The 18,642-nt window shown below is 32.8% G+C and carries 14 protein-coding genes; 4 read left to right on the plus strand and 10 right to left on the minus strand.

Annotated elements, in window-relative coordinates; all coding sequences use genetic code 11:
• Positions 1 to 19: 19 nt before the first annotated feature.
• The 3 genes from EQM13_RS14145 to EQM13_RS14155 form a co-directional block, all read right to left on the minus strand.
• Positions 20 to 445 (minus strand): PTS sugar transporter subunit IIA, encoded by a 426-nt coding sequence (locus tag EQM13_RS14145; RefSeq protein WP_206172714.1) that lies wholly within the window; start codon positions 443 to 445, stop codon positions 20 to 22.
• A gap of 167 nt (positions 446 to 612) precedes the next feature.
• Positions 613 to 3,456 carry a sigma 54-interacting transcriptional regulator gene (locus EQM13_RS14150; protein ID WP_114218437.1) on the minus strand — a complete coding sequence of 948 codons (2,844 nt, stop codon included), beginning with the start codon at positions 3,454 to 3,456 and terminating at the stop codon, positions 613 to 615.
• An 84-nt stretch (positions 3,457 to 3,540) separates the two neighbouring features.
• Positions 3,541 to 4,038 carry a GNAT family N-acetyltransferase gene (locus EQM13_RS14155; RefSeq protein ID WP_206172715.1) on the minus strand — a complete coding sequence of 166 codons (498 nt, stop codon included), beginning with the start codon at positions 4,036 to 4,038 and terminating at the stop codon, positions 3,541 to 3,543.
• Between the two features lie 238 nt (positions 4,039 to 4,276).
• Between EQM13_RS14155 and EQM13_RS14160 the strand changes: the two genes are divergently transcribed.
• Complete coding sequence (locus EQM13_RS14160; RefSeq protein ID WP_114218436.1) at positions 4,277 to 5,662, plus strand: NAD(P)/FAD-dependent oxidoreductase; 1,386 nt, start codon at positions 4,277 to 4,279, stop codon at positions 5,660 to 5,662.
• A 227-nt stretch (positions 5,663 to 5,889) separates the two neighbouring features.
• On the opposite strand, the gene ygiD is transcribed toward EQM13_RS14160, so the two are convergent.
• The gene (gene ygiD / locus EQM13_RS14165) at positions 5,890 to 6,657 is read right to left on the minus strand and encodes a 4,5-DOPA-extradiol-dioxygenase (protein ID WP_071140249.1); all 768 of its coding nucleotides are present in this window, start codon (positions 6,655 to 6,657) and stop codon (positions 5,890 to 5,892) included.
• Positions 6,658 to 7,088: 431 nt separating this feature from the next.
• On the opposite strand from ygiD, the gene EQM13_RS14170 reads away from it, so the two are divergent.
• From EQM13_RS14170 to EQM13_RS14180, 3 genes are all read left to right on the plus strand, one after another.
• Positions 7,089 to 8,900 (plus strand): ABC transporter ATP-binding protein, encoded by a 1,812-nt coding sequence (locus EQM13_RS14170; RefSeq protein WP_071140259.1) that lies wholly within the window; start codon positions 7,089 to 7,091, stop codon positions 8,898 to 8,900.
• Positions 8,901 to 8,915: 15 nt separating this feature from the next.
• On the plus strand, positions 8,916 to 10,727 hold the full coding sequence (locus EQM13_RS14175) for an ABC transporter ATP-binding protein (protein WP_114218435.1): 1,812 nt from the start codon (positions 8,916 to 8,918) through the stop codon (positions 10,725 to 10,727).
• A 93-nt stretch (positions 10,728 to 10,820) separates the two neighbouring features.
• Complete coding sequence (locus EQM13_RS14180) at positions 10,821 to 11,300, plus strand: tetratricopeptide repeat protein (protein WP_206172716.1); 480 nt, start codon at positions 10,821 to 10,823, stop codon at positions 11,298 to 11,300.
• Positions 11,301 to 11,425: 125 nt separating this feature from the next.
• Here EQM13_RS14180 and EQM13_RS14185 read toward each other — a convergent pair whose 3' ends face one another.
• From EQM13_RS14185 to EQM13_RS14210, 6 genes are all read right to left on the minus strand, one after another.
• Complete coding sequence (locus tag EQM13_RS14185) at positions 11,426 to 12,892, minus strand: 4Fe-4S dicluster domain-containing protein (RefSeq protein ID WP_128753045.1); 1,467 nt, start codon at positions 12,890 to 12,892, stop codon at positions 11,426 to 11,428.
• Positions 12,893 to 12,909: 17 nt separating this feature from the next.
• The gene (locus EQM13_RS14190) at positions 12,910 to 14,088 is read right to left on the minus strand and encodes a SpoIIE family protein phosphatase (RefSeq protein ID WP_170177316.1); all 1,179 of its coding nucleotides are present in this window, start codon (positions 14,086 to 14,088) and stop codon (positions 12,910 to 12,912) included.
• Positions 14,085 to 15,809, minus strand: a complete 1,725-nt coding sequence (locus tag EQM13_RS14195; protein ID WP_128753046.1) for a [Fe-Fe] hydrogenase large subunit C-terminal domain-containing protein — start codon at positions 15,807 to 15,809, stop codon at positions 14,085 to 14,087. The genes EQM13_RS14190 and EQM13_RS14195 overlap by 4 nt, the downstream gene beginning before the upstream one ends.
• A 1-nt stretch (position 15,810) precedes the next feature.
• Complete coding sequence (locus EQM13_RS14200; protein ID WP_114218431.1) at positions 15,811 to 16,056, minus strand: (2Fe-2S) ferredoxin domain-containing protein; 246 nt, start codon at positions 16,054 to 16,056, stop codon at positions 15,811 to 15,813.
• A 295-nt stretch (positions 16,057 to 16,351) separates the two neighbouring features.
• The gene (cwlD, locus tag EQM13_RS14205) at positions 16,352 to 17,059 is read right to left on the minus strand and encodes an N-acetylmuramoyl-L-alanine amidase CwlD (RefSeq protein WP_128753047.1); all 708 of its coding nucleotides are present in this window, start codon (positions 17,057 to 17,059) and stop codon (positions 16,352 to 16,354) included.
• A gap of 153 nt (positions 17,060 to 17,212) precedes the next feature.
• Positions 17,213 to 18,340 (minus strand): CobW family GTP-binding protein, encoded by a 1,128-nt coding sequence (locus EQM13_RS14210; protein ID WP_128753048.1) that lies wholly within the window; start codon positions 18,338 to 18,340, stop codon positions 17,213 to 17,215.
• Positions 18,341 to 18,642 lie beyond the last annotated feature (302 nt).

The following is an 18,642-nucleotide window of genomic DNA, read 5'->3' on the forward strand; positions in this document are numbered from 1 at the left end:
CCCTCCTCTTTTATTTTTATTAAGCATGGTTTTTAAACAAGGTAGTTATCTCTTTACATGCTTCTTTACCTACATTTGCTACTGCCACCGCTAATTCTTTTCCGCAGACTCCGTTTTCCCTTAAGGAATCTGCTTCTATCAGCATAGCAATATTTAAGCCGCTCACAATAGAAATATCATAATCCCTTGAAAGTGCAATAGCCACATTAGATGGAGTCCCTCCAAATAAATCTACAAATACTAAGGTATCTTTTGGTGCCTTTTCCAAAACATTTTTTATGTCATTAGTGAAATCATTCAAAGACATATTGGGTAGTAGTGAAAAAGTATAAACATTCTTTAATTTTCCGAGAATCATTTCTGCACTCTTTACTAATTCTTTTCCTGCATCTCCATGGGTAAGTATTATTATCCATGGGCTTGTATGCTCTTTAATTTTTGCCACCTCCCCTGTGATGATTTATCTGTTTATTACCTTTCGTATATTAAATTAAGCAATTAACATGCCAACTCATGTATTAAATTTTTCAGCCTGTCAACATAAGAAAAGAACAGCTTTTTTCAAATATACAAAAAGCTGTTCTTTTCTACTTGATATATGTTTAATGTGTATTAATGTGTATCGTCAAAATGTGTATCAATTAAATCCATTATATATCCGATTTCTGTATCGGGAATTTCCATGCCGAAAGTTTCTTCAACTATCTTTAATGATTCCTTTATATTCTTGTAAAGCATGGGAGCATTTCTTATAGATTCATCAATATTGTCATAGGAAAGGGGTTCTTTTTTTAAGGCTCTTTCAACCATACAACAGCTATGAAGCATGAATGCTGTTTTAAAGTCATCTCTGTCCTTTACCTCCAACAGTTTTATAAGTTTACTATAAGAACTGCTTATGGCATTGTAAGCCTTAACCGGATTTAAAAAATTAAGAGAATTTTCTATCATCTTTACGGTTAAGTTAGGAATTTGTATATCATTTTCTAATTCCATCCTATGATAAATATTTCCTCCTTCTATGATATTATTAATATCCATAAACCCATTCCCAATTAATATCTCATTTATCGGTATATAAGGAACATCAGGAATTTTTAAATCAACGCTTCCAACAACTGCAATGATATTTTCTTCCTCATCTATCTCTATATTATTCACATTATAGATATTCATTGGTTTTATGACAATATTATAAGCTGTTATAGCCGGTAAATTATTTTTTAGAAGGTCCGCAAGTTTTACTGCCGTACCTTCTCCTGTCACACAAGTTGTAATTATAATTCTTGTTTTCCTGTTATCTTTTAACAAGTTGCTCAAGCTTCTTCCCATATAGGGAGTAGAATATTTTAAATCTTCTACCAGTTGTTTGAGAGTCATTTCCGGAATCATACATTTTCTTACCGCTTCAAGTACCACCGGTGTCGAAATTGTTTCCACAGCTCTTACATCTATATTTGTCTCCTTTTTTATTATTCCTTCAAAGGATACAAGAGAACCCATGTCAACTAATATTAAAACTCCCTTCCCCTGATTAATCTTTTTTACCATTTCAATTGCCTTAGTCAGTATACTGTCCACTTTTTCATCAAGAGGCATATCTATAGACTTGCAATCATCAGTATCCAAAAGACTATTAACAACATCTGCTATGCTGGAAGCAGTATGCTTTCCATGGGCTAAAACTATAACTCCTATCTTTTTATTTGAATTCTCCGAATCAATCGCATATAAAAAGATTGCTATAAATCCTATTTCTTCTTCCGGTATCTCTATGTCTAATTTATCCTCCAAAAGTCTCTTTACCAATTTGGCTGTATCATATTCATCAGGATGATTGACTGCTATTTCGTTCAAATTTTCGTTGTAAGCTACCTTACCTTCTGAAATTCTTTCTATTAAAGAACTTATATGCATGGATAAAGCAATAGTAACATTTTTACTGTAATGCTTTTTTAATTTCCGTTCTGCAATGTCAAGAGCCATTTCTACAGCATTATAGACTCTCGGGCTTACAATTTTAAATATCTTATTTTCATCTGAAATTTTTCCCTGTATATCAATTTTCTTTATCAATCTTCTCAAATATTTTTCTATGATTTCATTCATTTTTCTGTTTATCTCTGTCTCTGAACATCCTTGATGATCATAAAAATAATATTTGTTGTTTATTTCCTTATAAATTTCATCAGAAACATCATATTCATCCATAGAAATAAGATCTCTACTGTTATTCTGAGTAAATTTATAATATTCTTTATTATCAATATCCAGCAAATCTTCAAGTTCCTCTCTTTTATCTCTGCTGTTTAAAAGTCCGTGGTATACATTTTCGGGAACCAAAGGTGTGTCTATTTCAACAACTTTTTTATGATATGTTTTATATTCTAAAAAGCCTCTTGCACACATCAATTGAATATCGGCTTTCAACTGCCCTATATTTCCCGTACAATCATATAATAATAAGGCTTTTATTACATCTTTATAAACTTTTATGGGAACATTCATACATTTGACTTGATCACCGAAGAACTGCTTTATTAAACGGTACCTCTCTGTAAGAGGCCTATCCGATAAAGTCGGTATTTTTATTACCATAGGAATCCTTCTAAGAAAAGTTTTTAAAAGGACCGAATCCGCATCTTCCGTTGTGGCTGCTATAAGAAGTACATCGGCACTTCTCATATTTTCCGTTTCTCCCAATCTTCTGTATACATTCTTATCCATAAAATAAAACAGCATTTCTTGACTTTCCGGGGAAAGCCTGTGAACTTCGTCAAGTAATAATATTCCGCCGTCAGCTTTTTCGAGTAACCCGGGTTTGTCCTGGTCTGCACCGGTAAATGCACCTTTAACATGACCGAACAATTGGGATAAAATCAATTGAGGATTTTCAGCATATTTAGCACAATTAAAAACTATAAATTGCGCCTTTGGTTTAACCTTTCCTATCTGTACAGCATATTTATACATCATTTCTGCGAACATGGTTTTTCCTACTCCCGTAGGTCCAATCAGCAATGTATGCATCCCTCCCGACGGATAAAGAATGGCAGCCTTTGCTTGTTTTATAGGAACCTCCATACTCTGATTAGCCCCTATAATATGTTCAAAGATATCGGAATTTTCTTCAATCTCTTTGTCATCAGAATTATAATCAGATTTTAATAATAAATCTATAGACTCTAATTTTGTTATATTTCTATTAAGTTTTTTCCCTAAAATCTTTTCAATTCTCCTTTTATCTATATAATGAACAGGTTTTCCCATAATTTTTATAACTCTATTTTCTGAAACCAGGATATTTAATTCTTTACTTACATTGTTTCTGAGGATATTCAATTTTTCTCCTATTTCAGTTGCATCAAATCCACAATTACCATTTTTCAAATCTTTCAAATTTATATTTTCGGATAATATCTGCAATATATTATATACTTTTTCTTTTCTGTTCATATCAAGACTTCCTCCAATTTGACCCAAAATAATATAAATTTATAAAAACAAATACTCAATCCCTTTATCCGGACAAATATTTATCTATAATTTCAATTCATATGAACTTGCATTATCTCTTTTGTCAACTTCTACAAATCCCATGGATTTAAATAAATTCTGTGATCTGTTATTATAAGAATAAATATCCGGTATATATATTTTGGTTAATCCTATAGATTTGGCTCTTCCTATGAGTTTCCCAATGACTTTTTTCCCTATTCCCTTACTCCAGTATTTTTCGTCGCCTATTACTATAGGCATATTTTGTTCAGATAAAGTAACGTCACCAATAGCCTTCCAAATATCTTTTTCATATACTTCAATAAAATATAGTTCTCCGATACTGCTTAAATATCCGTACATCCTATTTATTATATTCATATCGTAAGTTTTATCGGTGATTCCCTCGGAGTAATATAATATCTTTGGATTCTTATACCAAGGCAATGCTGTCTCCCACTGAAGTCCATCGGGGTTTCTTAATCTTAAACCTTTATCTATATTAATGACATCGGGTTGAACAATATCTCTAAAAGGCATTTTTTATTCCTCCTTTTATTCAATAAACATTTATAATTATTATATTTTTTACCGTTTTTAGACCTTTTACAATCATTTTTAATATAAGTCGACTTTTTTCTTATCATCAGTATACCACAACTCTTTTCCTTTTGCTAATTCTAATGATATCGACGTAGTTTAGTTAATATATGGTGGCTTTTTATGTGAAAAAAGTGTATGATATTTATGGAAACAATTTTAGGAGGTTTAAAAAAATATGAAATATGATTTAATAATTGTAGGAGCTGGACCTTGTGGAATATTTACAGCTCTTGAAATGAAAAAATTAAATCCAAAGGAAAAAATTTTATTGATAGAGAAAGGAAATTCTATTGAAAAAAGAATATGCCCGAAAAGAAAAACAGGGGTATGTGTAAATTGTACTCCATGTAATATTACAACCGGGTTTGCAGGAGCCGGAGCATATTCCGACGGAAAATTATCCCTTTCTCCAAATGTAGGCGGAAATCTCCCTGAATATATTGGTTATGAAAAAACCATGGAATTAATAAACTATGTTGACAGCATATATTTAAATTTTGGAGCTGATAAAAAAATTTACGGAATCAACACAAAGCATAAAATTGACAAAATACGCAAAAAAGCTATTATCAGCAATTTAAAATTGGTAGAATGTCCTATAAGACATATGGGAACTGAAGAAGGCTATAATATTTATTTAAAAATAGAAAAATATTTAAGAGAAATAGGTGTTGATTTTTCTTTCAGAAATCCTGTAAAGGATATAATTCTCGATGATTCAGGCAAAGTTAAGGGAATAATTGCTGATAAAGAATATTTCTCTGATCTTGTAGTTATAAGTGTGGGAAGAGAAGGTTCAGATTGGTTAAAAAACTTGTGTAGCAAACACAATATAGAAACGGAAACAGGCGATGTAGACATCGGAGTAAGAGTGGAGACCAGAAATGAAATAATGGAAGAACTAAACGATGCTATGTACGAGAGTAAATTAATATACTATACCCCTACTTTTGATGATAAAGTAAGAACATTTTGTACCAACCCCGGAGGAGAAGTTGCTACAGAATATTATGACGGAAATTTAGCCGTTGTTAATGGTCACAGTTATAAATCCGAATCTTTAAAAACCGAAAATACCAACTTTGCGTTATTGGTTACAAAACATTTTACAAAGCCTTTTAATTCTCCTATAGAATACGGAATGCATATTGCAAAGTTAGGAAATATGTTATCAGGAAATAAAATATTGGTTCAAAGGTACGGTGACTTTAAAAGAGGAAGAAGAACTACCGAAGAAAAATTATATAGAAATAATATCATTCCTACGTTAAAAGATGCTGTACCCGGCGACTTAAGTTTAGTACTTCCCTATAGATTGATGAAGGATATAGATGAAATGCTTGCTGCTTTAGACAATGTTTCACCGGGAATTGCCAGTGATGAAACACTTTTATACGGAGTTGAAGTTAAATTTTACTCAAATAAAGTAAAAACAAATAAAAAATTTGAGACAAATATAAAAGGACTATATGTAGGAGGAGATGGAGCCGGTATTACAAGAGGCCTTATGCAGGCCAGCGTAAACGGAGTGGTCTTGGGAAGAGAACTATTTGAAATTTAATTAAAATACGGATTTTTAGTTCATTCTTTTGGCATGGAGTTCATTACTCATGATGCCAAAAATGAACATATACATAGATTTGGACATAAAACTCCAAATCTTTTTTATTATGACTCATGGAAAGGCATTATTTTTCTTTAATATATATTTCCCGTTAAATGGGTTTCAAAAAAGGCTTCCTCAATTTATTTCTTCTTTATATAGAAGCCTTTTTTATAATTCTGAAACTACCCGATTTTAAAGCATCTCATGGAAACACTGCCATTTTGGATGGACTCATGAACATATTCTATTTTATCATCCTCTTTTACCATGCCCAAAGAGTAAATCATAGGCAGATAATGTTCATCCGTCGGGACGGCTTTTCTTGACAGATCCCCATATTCCTTATAACTAACTAAGCTCTTAAAATTTTTTTTATTAATATCTTCTTTTACAGCATTATCAAAATCAATAGCCCATTCATACGGTTTAGCATTTTCTTTAAAGATAGCCGCTCTTAAATTATGAACAATATTTCCGCTTCCAATAACTAATATTTTCTGCTTTCTTAGGGAGTACAATTTTTTCCCTAACTCATAATGTTGAAAAGTATTTTTAGTTAGATCTAAACTCATCTCCAATACAGGAATATCTTCGTCCGGGTATATAAATTTTAAGACTGCCCAAGCAGCATGATCTATTCCCCTGTTTTCATCTATTTTTATATATTCTTCTCCTACCGTGCCTCTTATAAATTCAGCCATCTCTCTTGAACCGGGTGCCTGATATTTTATTTTATACAATTCCTTAGGAAATCCATAAAAATCATATATCTGTTCAGGAGCTTCGGAACCCGTTATATAAGTTCCCCGGGTAAGCCAATGAGCAGATACTACTAAAATAGCATCCGGAACCGGCAAATCCTTTTTTAACTTTAGAAGATCTTTTGTATACTCATTATCACTTATTATGTTCATAGGTGAACCATGCCCTACAAACAATGCAGGAAACATATCAATTCCCCCTTTCATAATTATTTAACATTTTAGTCTATACCCAAAGTATTCTACATATAATAAAATATTAAAAAATAATAATTGAATTTTTTTTAAATAACAAGTATAATAATAGATGTCATTAAAAATAAAAGGAGGTCGCGAAAATGAAAAGTATCAGTATAATTTTAAGCATAAAGAAGTTTGTCTTTGGCGGCAAAGATTTCATGTCACGGCCTATGCCTATTTTTTGATGATTACATAATTTAGATCAAAAAAGCCATAGGTGTGAAATTCCTATGGCTTTTCAGCTTTTATAAATAAAAAGTATTTCATTATTCCTTTATCAGTTCAATTTACTTTTTGTTGTGAATAAATGCTTAAAACCATAGGATCAAAGTTTATCTGTTCTATGGTTTTTTATTCTATTTATAACAGGAGGCGATATGTTGAAAAGTATTAAATCTTTATGGAATTTTATGAAAGGAAGCAGAACCATATATTTATTTGGAATTATAAGTATAATTCTTGCAACATTCTTTACGGTATTAACTCCTCTTTTTATCAGAACTACTATTGATTCAATTATTGGAGACACCCCGATAAGTTCTGTTTATATAATAAAAATAATAAATTTTCTGGGAGGCAGAGAATACCTCAAAGAACACCTTTGGGTAATGGGAGGATTTTTAATATCATTAACACTCCTACGGGGAATATTTTTATACTATAAAAGTACTCTATCCAGCAAGTCATCTGAAAAAACCGCTAAAAAAGTCAGGGACGAATTATACGATCACATTCAAAAACTTCCCTATGAATACCATGTAAAAGCTGACACAGGAGAATTAATTCAACGGTGCACTTCCGATGTTGAAACCGTGAGGAAATTTCTTGCCGTTCAATTGGTCGAAATAGGAGGTTCCATATTTACACTGATTTTCGTATCTTATATAATGTTTAATTTGAATGTAAAAATGACAATGGTATCAATGATCGCAGTCCCCATAATATTTGTTTTTGCAGTAGTATTTTTTTCAAAAGTTAAAGTCGCTTTCGAAGCAAGTGATGTGGCAGAAGGAAAAATGTCCACTGTCCTTCAGGAAAATTTAACGGGGATCAGGGTGGTTAAAGCCTTTGCAAGAGAAAAATACGAAATAGGAAAGTTTGATGAAAAAAATAAAAATTATAAGGATTTAACATATAGATTGATAAAACTTCTGGCTTGGTACTGGGGATGTTCGGACTTTTTGTGTATGATGCAAATTGGCGCGGTACTAATAGTGGGAAGTCTGTGGACATCAAGGGGCAATATATCTTTAGGGACTTTGGTGGCATTTGTCAGCTACGAAGAAATGCTCTTATGGCCTGTAAGGCAAATGGGAAGAGTCCTTACAGATATGGGTAAAGCTTTTGTTTCGTTAAAAAGGATTGGTGAAATATTTTCAAACCCAATTGAAATTATGGAAGAAAACCATGAAAAGCCAAGAATAGAAGGAAATGTATCATTCAATAATGTATATTTCGAATATGAAAAAAACAAACCTATTCTTAATAATATAACTTTTGATGTTAAGAAAGGAGAAACGGTTGCCATATTAGGCCCCACAGGTTCAGGTAAAAGTTCTCTTGTTTATCTTCTTGCAAGACTCTATGAGTATAAAGACGGTTCCATTACCATAGACGGCATAGAGCTTAATAAGATAGATAAAAAATGGATAAGAAAAAATGTAGGAATAGTACTTCAAGAACCTTTCCTCTTTGCCAAAACGGTTAAAGAAAATATTAAATTATCCAATCCAATGATGGACGACAGAAAAGTCTTTGAAGCAGCAAAAGTAGCAAGTATCCACAAAGATATTTTATCCTTTGAAAACGGATACGAAACTGCCGTAGGTGAAAGAGGGGTATCCCTTTCAGGAGGCCAGAAACAGAGAATCGCCATTGCCAGAACAATAATAAACGAATGTCCCATAGTTGTATTTGACGATTCTTTAAGTGCCGTAGATACGGAAACGGATATTTCAATAAGAAAATCTTTAAATCTTAGGAGAAATTTATCTACTACTTTTATCATTTCACACAGGATATCTACCGTCTGTGAAGCAGATAAAATTATAGTATTGGATAAGGGAAATATTGTTCAACAGGGAACCCATTATGAGCTTTTAAAAGAAGACGGATTATATAAAAGAATATATGATATACAAAGTTGTCCTCATGAGAATTATGAATATGAGATGAATTTAAAAAATGCATAAAAGAGGTGGTACTTAATGGAAAATGAAAAAGACGAAAAGATAAATATTGCTCTTTGGAAAAATTTTATTTCCTTTGGCAAACCATATAAAAAAGAATTTAAGATTTTAATAATTGTAATGGCTTTTGTAGGAATAATAGATGCAGTTTTTCCTCTTATGACAAAATGGGCAGTTGATAATTTGATAACAAACATAAGCACCAAAAAATTTGTTAATTTTTCAGTTCTTTATGCTTTATTAGTTGCAATACAAGCCATAAACGCTTATCTCCTCATATCTACCGCAGGTAAAATAGAAATGGGAATGGCATATAATATAAGAAAAATCGGATTTGAAAAGCTTCAAATACTCCCTTTGTCTTATTATGATCATAAAGCCGTAGGATGGTTAATGGCAAGGATGACTTCAGACATTGCAAGATTAAGCGAAACAATTTCCTGGGGACTTGTAGATTTTATATGGGGTATAACTTTGATGGGTACTATAATGGTTGTAATGCTTATAATGAATTGGAAATTGGCACTGATTACTCTTTCCGTAGTACCTCCCCTTATTTTAATAAGTCTATATTTTCAAAAGAAAATACTTAAAGCTTATAGAAACGTAAGAAAGATAAATTCTAAAATAACTGCCTCTTTCAATGAAGATATTCAAGGTGCTAAAACTACAAAGACCTTAGTCAGAGAAGAAAAAAATTTAGAGGAATTTTCTGATATCACTAATAAAATGAAGGTTAGTTCTATTAGAGCCGTGACATTATCTGCCATATATCTTCCCATAGTATTAACTCTGGGAAGTATAGGAACCGCCCTTGCAATAAATTTTGGTGGAAAAAGTGTTATGAATAACGTTATGAGCTACGGTACCCTGATAGCATTTATGTCTTATACCATACAGTTCTTTGAACCGGTAAGACAATTGGCTGCTATATTTGCAGAACTTCAATCCGCTCAAGCTTCTGCAGAAAGGGTTTTCTCCCTTGTTAACGAAACGCCCGAAATTATAGACAGACCGGAAATAACTGAAAAATACGGAGATTTCTTTGAACCTAAAGAAAAAAATTGGCCTTTAATTAAGGGAGAAATCAAATTTAAAAATGTTTCTTTTTGTTATAAAGAAGGAAAAAAGGTATTAAATAATTTTAATCTCCACGTAGAATCAGGAGAAAACATTGCTCTGGTAGGAGAAACGGGTTCGGGGAAAAGTACAATAGTTAATCTCCTGTGCAGATTTTATGAACCTACGGAAGGAGACATCGAAATCGACGGAATCAATTATAAAAGTATGCCTCAAATATGGGTCCATGAAAATTTAGGATATGTTCTTCAATCCCCCCACCTTTTTAGTGGAACCATTAAAGACAATATCAAATACGGGAAATTGGATGCAACTGATGAGGAAATTATAGAGGCAAGTAAGCTTGTAAATGCTCATGAGTTTATATCCAATTTAGAGAAAGGATATGAAACTCCCGTGGGAGAAGGAGGAGGACTTCTTTCAACAGGGCAAAAGCAGCTTATCTCTTTTGCAAGAGCGGTAATTAGAAATCCAAGAATATTTATATTAGATGAAGCTACTTCTTCAATAGATACGGAAACTGAAAAAATAATTCAGAATACTATTCATAAAGTCTTAAAAGACAGAACAAGTTTTATAATTGCTCATAGACTTTCAACCATTAGATCTGTAGACAGGATTTTGGTTATTAGTAAAGGAAAAGTAATTGAGGAAGGAAACCATGAAAATCTTCTTAAGAAAAAAGGATATTACTATAAATTATATACTAATCAATTTATAGAAGAGCAATCAAATGCATTAATGAATTAAAACTTCAGTAGGGTTGTTCCCTGCTGAAGTAAAATAAAAAGATTTTTATTTTGCTGCATAGCTGGAGAATATTATGTAATGGAGGAATTAACTTTGAAGGAATTAGAAATAGCAATTAAATTGAGGAAAGAAGGAAAACTAAAGGAATCAAATGAAATTTTAATAAACCTTGTAAATGAATATCCCGATGATCCAATGATTAATTACCAGTGCGCATGGAGTTTTGATTCCTTGGTTTTAGAAAAAAATGCAATACAATATTATGAAAAGGCCATTTCCATAGGATTACCCGATAAGGAATTGCGAGGTGCCTATTTGGGTTTAGGAAGTACCTACAGAGCATTAGGCCAATATGAAGAATCACAAGAAGTATTTAAAGACGGATTAGTTAAATTCCCTCAGGATAAAGCCATGAAAGTTTTTTACGCAATAACTTTATACAATTTAAAAGAATATTCTAAAGCAATGGAAATTTTACTTTATACTATTGCTCAAACATCTATAGATGAGAATATTAAAAATTATAAAAAAGCAATAGAATTTTATTCTGATAAGTTAGATGAAATATGGTAATTTAATGCACATAATTATATATTTGAAGTAAGCAATGAGACCTGTGGAATCATATTTGAAAATCAAACTTATGGGCTTTGTGACAGCAATCCGGACTGTCACAAAGCCCATAAACTAAATAAAAATTATTTTCTATTTAAATCTATATTCTTTATTTCAAATACCCTCAGAGAACTTTCTATATCTTTTTCCAAAGCTAATTTTCCATACTTGTCCACTTCATTTTTATCTTTTGGACCATGATGAAGGCTTGCCGGACCTGCAATGCATCCTCCCTGACATGCCATTCCTTCTATAAAGTTGCCGTTAAGCCTTTTTACCTTTGCCATTTTTAATGATTTGTCGCATTCTTTCAATCCGTCACAAGGAACAGGCGTGAAATCTACATCCAACTTTTTAACTTCTATTACATGTTTTATTGACTCAGTTACTCCTCCGCTTCTTGCAAATATTCTTCCGAAATATGAAGCATTGTTTAATTCTCCATCCCCACATTCTGCTAAATTTATTTCTGCGGCATCCAACATAGCTGCAAGCTCTTCAAAGGTTATAACAAAATCAACATCTTCTTTCAGTTCTCCTTCCGTTATCTCCGCTTTTTTGGCAATACAGGGCCCTATAAATACTACTTTTGCCTTATCGTCTATATCCTTTATAAGCCTTGCCGTAGCTATCATAGGAGAAACGGTATTTGATATTTTATCTGCAAGCTGAGGATAATATTTTTTTATATAAGAAACAAAAGCAGGGCAACAGGATGAAGTTACATATCCCTTTTCTTCAACAGTTTCTTTAAATTCTTCTGCCTCATTAAGAGCTACCATATCAGCTCCCAAAGCTACTTCTACTACATCATGAAATCCAAGTTTTTTAATGCCGCTTACCACCTGTTCAATTTTCGCATAGGTAAACTGACTTGATATGGCTGGTGCTATTATAGCATATACATGAATATCTTTATTCTTTTTAGATTCATCGAGAATTTTTATTACATCAACTATAAAAGATTTGTCCATTATTGCCCCAAAGGGACATTGTATAACACAAGCTCCACATTGAATACATTTATCATTATCTATTACTGCTTTCTTGCTTTCATCATTACTAATTGCTCCCGAAACGCAGGCTTTTCTGCATGGCCTCATTACATCCGCAATAGCATTATAAGGACAAGCTTCTTTACATCTGCCGCATTCAACACATTTATCCTGATCAATATAGGATCTTCCTCCTACATGATAAATAGCACCTCGCGGACACGCTTCACTGCATCTATGAGCCAAACATCCTCTACATGCTTCCGTTACAAAGAACCTGTTTATGGGACATCTGTCACATGCTATGTCGATAACTTCCACTATATTCTTATTTTCTTTATTTCCTCCCATAGCAAGCTTTACTCTTTCCTTAGTTATTGCTCTTTCCTTATATATACAACACCTGGTCCTTGGCTCTGGACCCGGATCTATAATTAATGGAATAGTATCAAGTTTTTCTTCAAGGGTACCCTCCATTGCAAATCTTGCGACCTCTCTTAGAACCTCATATTTTATAAGTTGTACATCATTTTCAAACTTTCTCACATTTTGCATATTGCCTTTTCCCTCCATTATACATAAATTACGTTAACTTTTGTACCCAATGCTTTCATTTCAGCCACCAATTCCTGTACCACTTTCAGTTTAATACTTAAGTCTGCGGGAAAATCAGGATTTTGATGAGCGGGATTTATGGCCTTTCCTACCCACAAATTTAAATGAGTACAATCCTCAATTAATAATCTGACCAACTTTGAGGCTCCATCATTTTTATTAAAACTATAAAAAAGATTGTCCTTATATGGAGAATTAATATACCTTTTAATTTTCTCCACCGCCTTACTCAATGTTAAAACCCCTTCTGTAACCAAATCTATCCCCTCTATTTCCGCTGTCGGAGGTACTTCAGGATCGATAAAATCCATATTGGTTATAATTTCCCTGCCAAGTTCCCGTGCAACAATCTTTGCAGCGGTACCCCCACAGACAACTTTTTTTCCCTTTCCATTCATTAAATTTTCCACGGTTTTAGCATCATTTGACGAGTCCTTAGGAGGACCAGTAAACAGATCTACTATTTCAGGCTTTCTTATCTTAGCAATAACAACCGTAGTATCATCTCCTGGTTTGTCTCCATATAAATATTCACATGTATCAATCAAGGCTTTAGATATTTTACCTGCACTTTTTTCTTTCAATGCTACTTTACATAAATACTCTCCGACATTTTTCCACTGCCATCCGAGATTCAATATGCCTCCTACTCCTGCATGAACCACTCCATCACTAACTATAGCTAATAAATCATTTTTCTGCAAGGTTAAATTACATTCCCGAACTACAGTATTACTAATTTGAGTTTCCCTTCTCTTTAAATCAACAAGTTTTCCATCTCTAATTAAAAATATCGGAGGATTATCATATTCAGCAATATATGTCCTTCCATCTTCAAATATTTCAGCTATGGTAAAAGTAGAATAGGCTAATTTTCTAACTTTACATACAGGAAGAGTATGAATAACAGTATCTACGGTTTCATAAATATTAATGCCGCCTTCAAGCATTGAAATTACAATTTTGGAAGTAAGAGTTGAAAGAATATTGGCTTTCACTCCACTTCCCAATCCATCCGCCATAACTATCATATTTCTATTATCTTCTCTGATAATTTCTACTTTGTCTCCGCACAGCTCTTCTCCATCTTTATTTATGCTGCGATAAGCTATATCTACAAAATATTCTTCGCTCACTTCACATCACCATCTTTAAGAACCAATTCCTTCAATTTCGTCAGAACAACTTTTGTTTCTGCAGTAGTTTCTCCCAAAAGCCCTGCTATTTCTTGGGCAACTCTCATCTGTTTCTCAATAACATCTTGTGCTGCTTGGAGAGCATTCTCTTTTATTTTCACCAGCTCTTCTTTACTTTTCTCCTCATCTGTTATATCTGTCATTATTACAAGAAGAGCATTTTCCTTTTCTATTAAAATAATATTCTGCAGGAACAACATTCCATACTCTTTATAATAAACCTTTTGAAGTATTATGTTATCTTGAGTTTCTATTACCTTACGAAATATTTCATCATCCAATATAACCGATATGGGTTTCCCCATTATTTCCCCGGATTTAATATTGAATATTTTTTCACATACTTTATTAAACTCCACTACCTTCAAATCTTCGTCAACAACAAATATAGCATTAGGACTACTTTCAAAAATATGATTTGAAAGCCTTTCTGCTCTGCTCTTCATATAAGGCATGCACATACTTTTTTCTGCCATCCCTTCATATACAGCTTGTACCTTTTCTCTACACGTAGAATATCCACAAGCACCGCAGTTTAATTCATCCTCAGGCGTAAACTTATCAATAGACCTTAATATGGACTGTATTGTAGCTTCGTCAGCTTTAGGTCTATAGAAAGACTTATCCACGAAAACTTTCCCAAAATCTATGTCTTCAGGGATATCTATTTCATCTGTCGTAAAATTTTCATTTTCATAATTAACATATCTTTTTACTATCCTCTTTCTTTCATACTTACCCAAACTATCTTTCGGAACCCCGGGCCCATTAATGCATCCTTCCCGACAAGCATTTAATTCTACACATAATCCTTCAGTATCATCTTTCATAAGGGTATTTAACATATCAATGCACTCATCTATTCCATCTATATTCATGACGTCATATTTACTTCTGATATGATCGTCTAAAAAACTTCCAAGTACACCTCCCTTTAAGGGAAAATTTCTGCCCCGTTCCGTAGAAGATCTATCAAAAGGTGTATATTCCATATTATCTATGTCCAATTGGCTCTCATAAACCCATTCTTTCAATTCTTCAAAAGTCATAACAGCATCGATTACATCATCATGCTGAGCTTCCTTAGCTTCTACCTTCTTAGATATACAAGGCCCTATAAATATGACAAAGGTATCCATTCCATACACTCGCTTAATAAGCTTTCCATGAGCTATCATAGGAGATACTATAGGGAACATATACTTTGTCAATGAAGGAAAATATTTCTCTATCAAAAAATTAGCAGAAGGGCAGCAGGTAGTAATAATATTTTTATAATTTTTTTCTTTTAATTTCTTTTTATATAAATTAGCTACTATATCAGCACCTACCGCTGTTTCTTCTACATAATCAATACCTAATTTTTTTAATACTGTAACAATCTTTTCTGCAAAATCAGTAGAAAAAGAACCTACAAACGATGGAGCAACTGTTGCGACGATTCTTCGCTTCTCTTTAATAGCTTCTTTTATATCATTTAAATCGCTTTTTACTTTTCTGGCATTTTGAGGACAGGCTATAAAACAATGGCCACATGCAATGCATCTTTCTTCAACTATACTTGCCTGGTCATTCTTGAATTTAATAGCTTTAACCGGGCACACTCTTAAACACTTATAACAATGTTTACAATTTGCTTTGTTGAAGTTTAGGAGTTCCATTTTATACTCTCCCTATTACATATTTATTAAAAAACTCTTCCACGTTAGTATCATTTACTGAATATACTTCACCCTCATCTACTTTAACTGAAACAGCTTTTGTACATTCTCCAAGGCAAAATGCAGCTTTCACAACAACCTCATCATCCATATTGTTCTTCTTTATTAAATCTTGAAATCTGTTTATTATATTATAAGAACCTTTCAGATGACAGGCGCTTCCTATGCAAACATTTATAGTAGTCATGTCACAATCCCCCTTATTAGCTTCTATATATAACAGTATACTACTATGTTACTTTTTTATCAATTCCTTATTATAAATATATTGTTAAATATTTATTAATTTTTTTTATTGATAATAAAAAGATTAATCCACTTTATCCACATTATCCACAGGTTGAAGTGGATAACTTATGTAAACCATAATAATAATTATAATTACAATTATTTTTCTAAAATAAATTTACATAATATTTTTTATCAACATAAACTATTATTATCCACAGCAATTTATCCACAAAAAAAATTATTTATCATTCTCATTCGTTAAAGTATCTCATTAATCCCACATATATAGCCCAAGCAATTTTCTCCTGATATTTATCGTCATTTAGCAGCTTTTCCTCTTTTGTATTCGATAAAAATCCACATTCCACCAATATAGTGGGTACATTCACTTCTCTCAATAAATATACATCATCTCTTCCCTGTGGAACTCTTCTGTTATCTTTGTCAAGAACATTTCTTAATTCTTCTTGGACTAAATCGGCCATACGTTTGCTTTCCAAACAATCTTTCTTATAGAATACATGAGCTCCCGAATATTTGGATTTTGTAAAACTGTTTAAATGTATAGTTACAAATACATCGCATTTATTTTCTTCTATTATCTCTTTCCTTCTTTTCAAATCTTCACTTTTCTTTTCTTTTAATGTCTTTGATTTTTGTGTATATAATCCTTTTTCATTCTCTCTTGTAAGTATAGGAATACCCCCACTTTGCTCAATATATCTTTTAAGCTTTAATGCAATTTTTAAATTTATATCTTTTTCTGTTGTTCCTTCCTTTCCCACTGCCCCCGGATCTATTCCTCCATGACCTGAATCTATCCCTATAATCTTATTAGTTATGGGAAGATAAAAAGTTTCCATTGTAATTCTCCTGTAAGCAATTAAAAATATTATAATTCCGACTATGGCAATTAAAAACAAATATACAATTTTTTTGTTAATAACTAGTACCTTCATACGTATCTCCCCCTTTCATACAATTTCAAATATATACAAAAAGTTCTGTCAATATTACAAAAAAAATAAAACACCGAAATTTTGGTGTTTCTAAAATATACACTTTTTTGTTCCGAGGAAACTTGTGGGAGTTCCTTAATGTTGAAATCTTTTTTAGATTAAGCAATTATCCAATGATGCTGTAATCTTTTCTTTGTCCAAATGTAGACCGATAAAAACAAGCATTGTTTTACGGTCTCCGTAATGAGGGTCCCAATCTTTTTTAATACTGGGATTCTTGGCAAAAGCAGCCTTCTGTTCCTGCTTTGTGCCGACTGCAAGCCAACGCCCGAAGGGTGTTATATCAATTGATTTCCCTGCCTGCTCAAACAGAAAACTTGTATCGTTATGGTCATGTAGCCATATGAGACCTTTACATCGTACAACATTTTCCGGCCACTTTTTTATCCATTGATTAAGCTTTTTCTGACTGAAAGGTTGTTTTCTGGAATACACAAAGGAATTAATTCCATATTCCTCTTCTTCCCCTTCTCTTTCACCATCCTTGGCTTTTGCTATTTCCTGAATCCAACCCGGAGAAACGCAAGCTTTTTCGAAATTAAACCGGTGGGCATTTAGAATTTTTTCAGGGGCTACTTTTCCATAACTGGTCTCGATGATTTCTGCAGACGGCTGTAAAGTTTGTAGGATTGTTTTAATATCATGAAGCTGTTCCTTGCTGACCAAATCAACTTTGTTCAAAATAATTAGGTTGCAAAACTCGATTTGTTCCACAAGAAGCCGCGCAATATCCTCATCATCCAACTCATTAGTATGAAGCAATGTTGTACCCCCCATAAATTCGGATACCAAACGGTATGCATCCACAATAGTCGCAATAGTGTCCAGCCTGCAGATTTTTGGAAGTTGTCCATTCCCCAGACTTCCGTCAAGTAAAGTAAGGGCCTGGGCAATGGGAAGAGGTTCACAAATGCCGCTTGCTTCTATAAGAATATAATCAAAGCAGTTAGGCTTTACAAGTTCTGCAATTTGCTTTATCAAATCCGTACGAAGCGTACAGCAGATACAACCGTTTGACAAGGCAACAAGGCTTTTGTCGTTACGTGATATACTGTTTTCTTTTTCAATTAGGTCCGCATCAACATTGATCTCACCCATATCATTTGTAATTATTGCCACTTTCATGCCGCTTTGGTTACGTAGTACATAGTTAACCACAGTGGTTTTACCCGCCCCAAGGTATCCCGTGAGAAGCGTGATCGGAACGCGTTTTATTTTCATAATCATACATCTCCTTTAAATTTTCCCTTTTACACTCTTTTTTTATTACATACAAAAATTGATTTTCTAACAGTATAACAGAACATGACAAAAACTATAATATTAAAATAAAAAATGATTTTGCTCCTCAACATATTTCATTATAACAATATCATATTTGCAAATGATTTGCATTTATAAATGCAATACTATTATAATACCGGTAAATCAAAAACTCAAGTTATTAAATTGCAATCAGATAACTTTATTGCTACTCTCCCCACACACTGCAACGCAAGTGAACACAAGGGGACGGTTCTCTT

This window comes from Acidilutibacter cellobiosedens (genome assembly GCF_004103715.1).
GTDB classification, from domain to species: Bacteria; Bacillota; Clostridia; order Tissierellales; family Acidilutibacteraceae; genus Acidilutibacter; species Acidilutibacter cellobiosedens.

Coding starts and splice junctions, on each gene's coding strand:
- cwlD (WP_128753047.1), bottom strand. CDS start 17,059: ATGAAGGTACTAGTTATTAACAAAAAAATTGTATATTTGTTTTTAATT.
- EQM13_RS14155 (WP_206172715.1), bottom strand. CDS start 4,038: ATGCCTTTTAGAGATATTGTTCAACCCGATGTCATTAATATAGATAAA.
- EQM13_RS14200 (WP_114218431.1), bottom strand. CDS start 16,056: ATGACTACTATAAATGTTTGCATAGGAAGCGCCTGTCATCTGAAAGGT.
- EQM13_RS14185 (WP_128753045.1), bottom strand. CDS start 12,892: ATGCAAAATGTGAGAAAGTTTGAAAATGATGTACAACTTATAAAATAT.
- ygiD (WP_071140249.1), bottom strand. CDS start 6,657: ATGTTTCCTGCATTGTTTGTAGGGCATGGTTCACCTATGAACATAATA.
- EQM13_RS14195 (WP_128753046.1), bottom strand. CDS start 15,809: ATGGAACTCCTAAACTTCAACAAAGCAAATTGTAAACATTGTTATAAG.
- EQM13_RS14175 (WP_114218435.1), top strand. CDS start 8,916: ATGGAAAATGAAAAAGACGAAAAGATAAATATTGCTCTTTGGAAAAAT.
- EQM13_RS14160 (WP_114218436.1), top strand. CDS start 4,277: ATGAAATATGATTTAATAATTGTAGGAGCTGGACCTTGTGGAATATTT.
- EQM13_RS14150 (WP_114218437.1), bottom strand. CDS start 3,456: ATGAACAGAAAAGAAAAAGTATATAATATATTGCAGATATTATCCGAA.
- EQM13_RS14210 (WP_128753048.1), bottom strand. CDS start 18,340: ATGAAAATAAAACGCGTTCCGATCACGCTTCTCACGGGATACCTTGGG.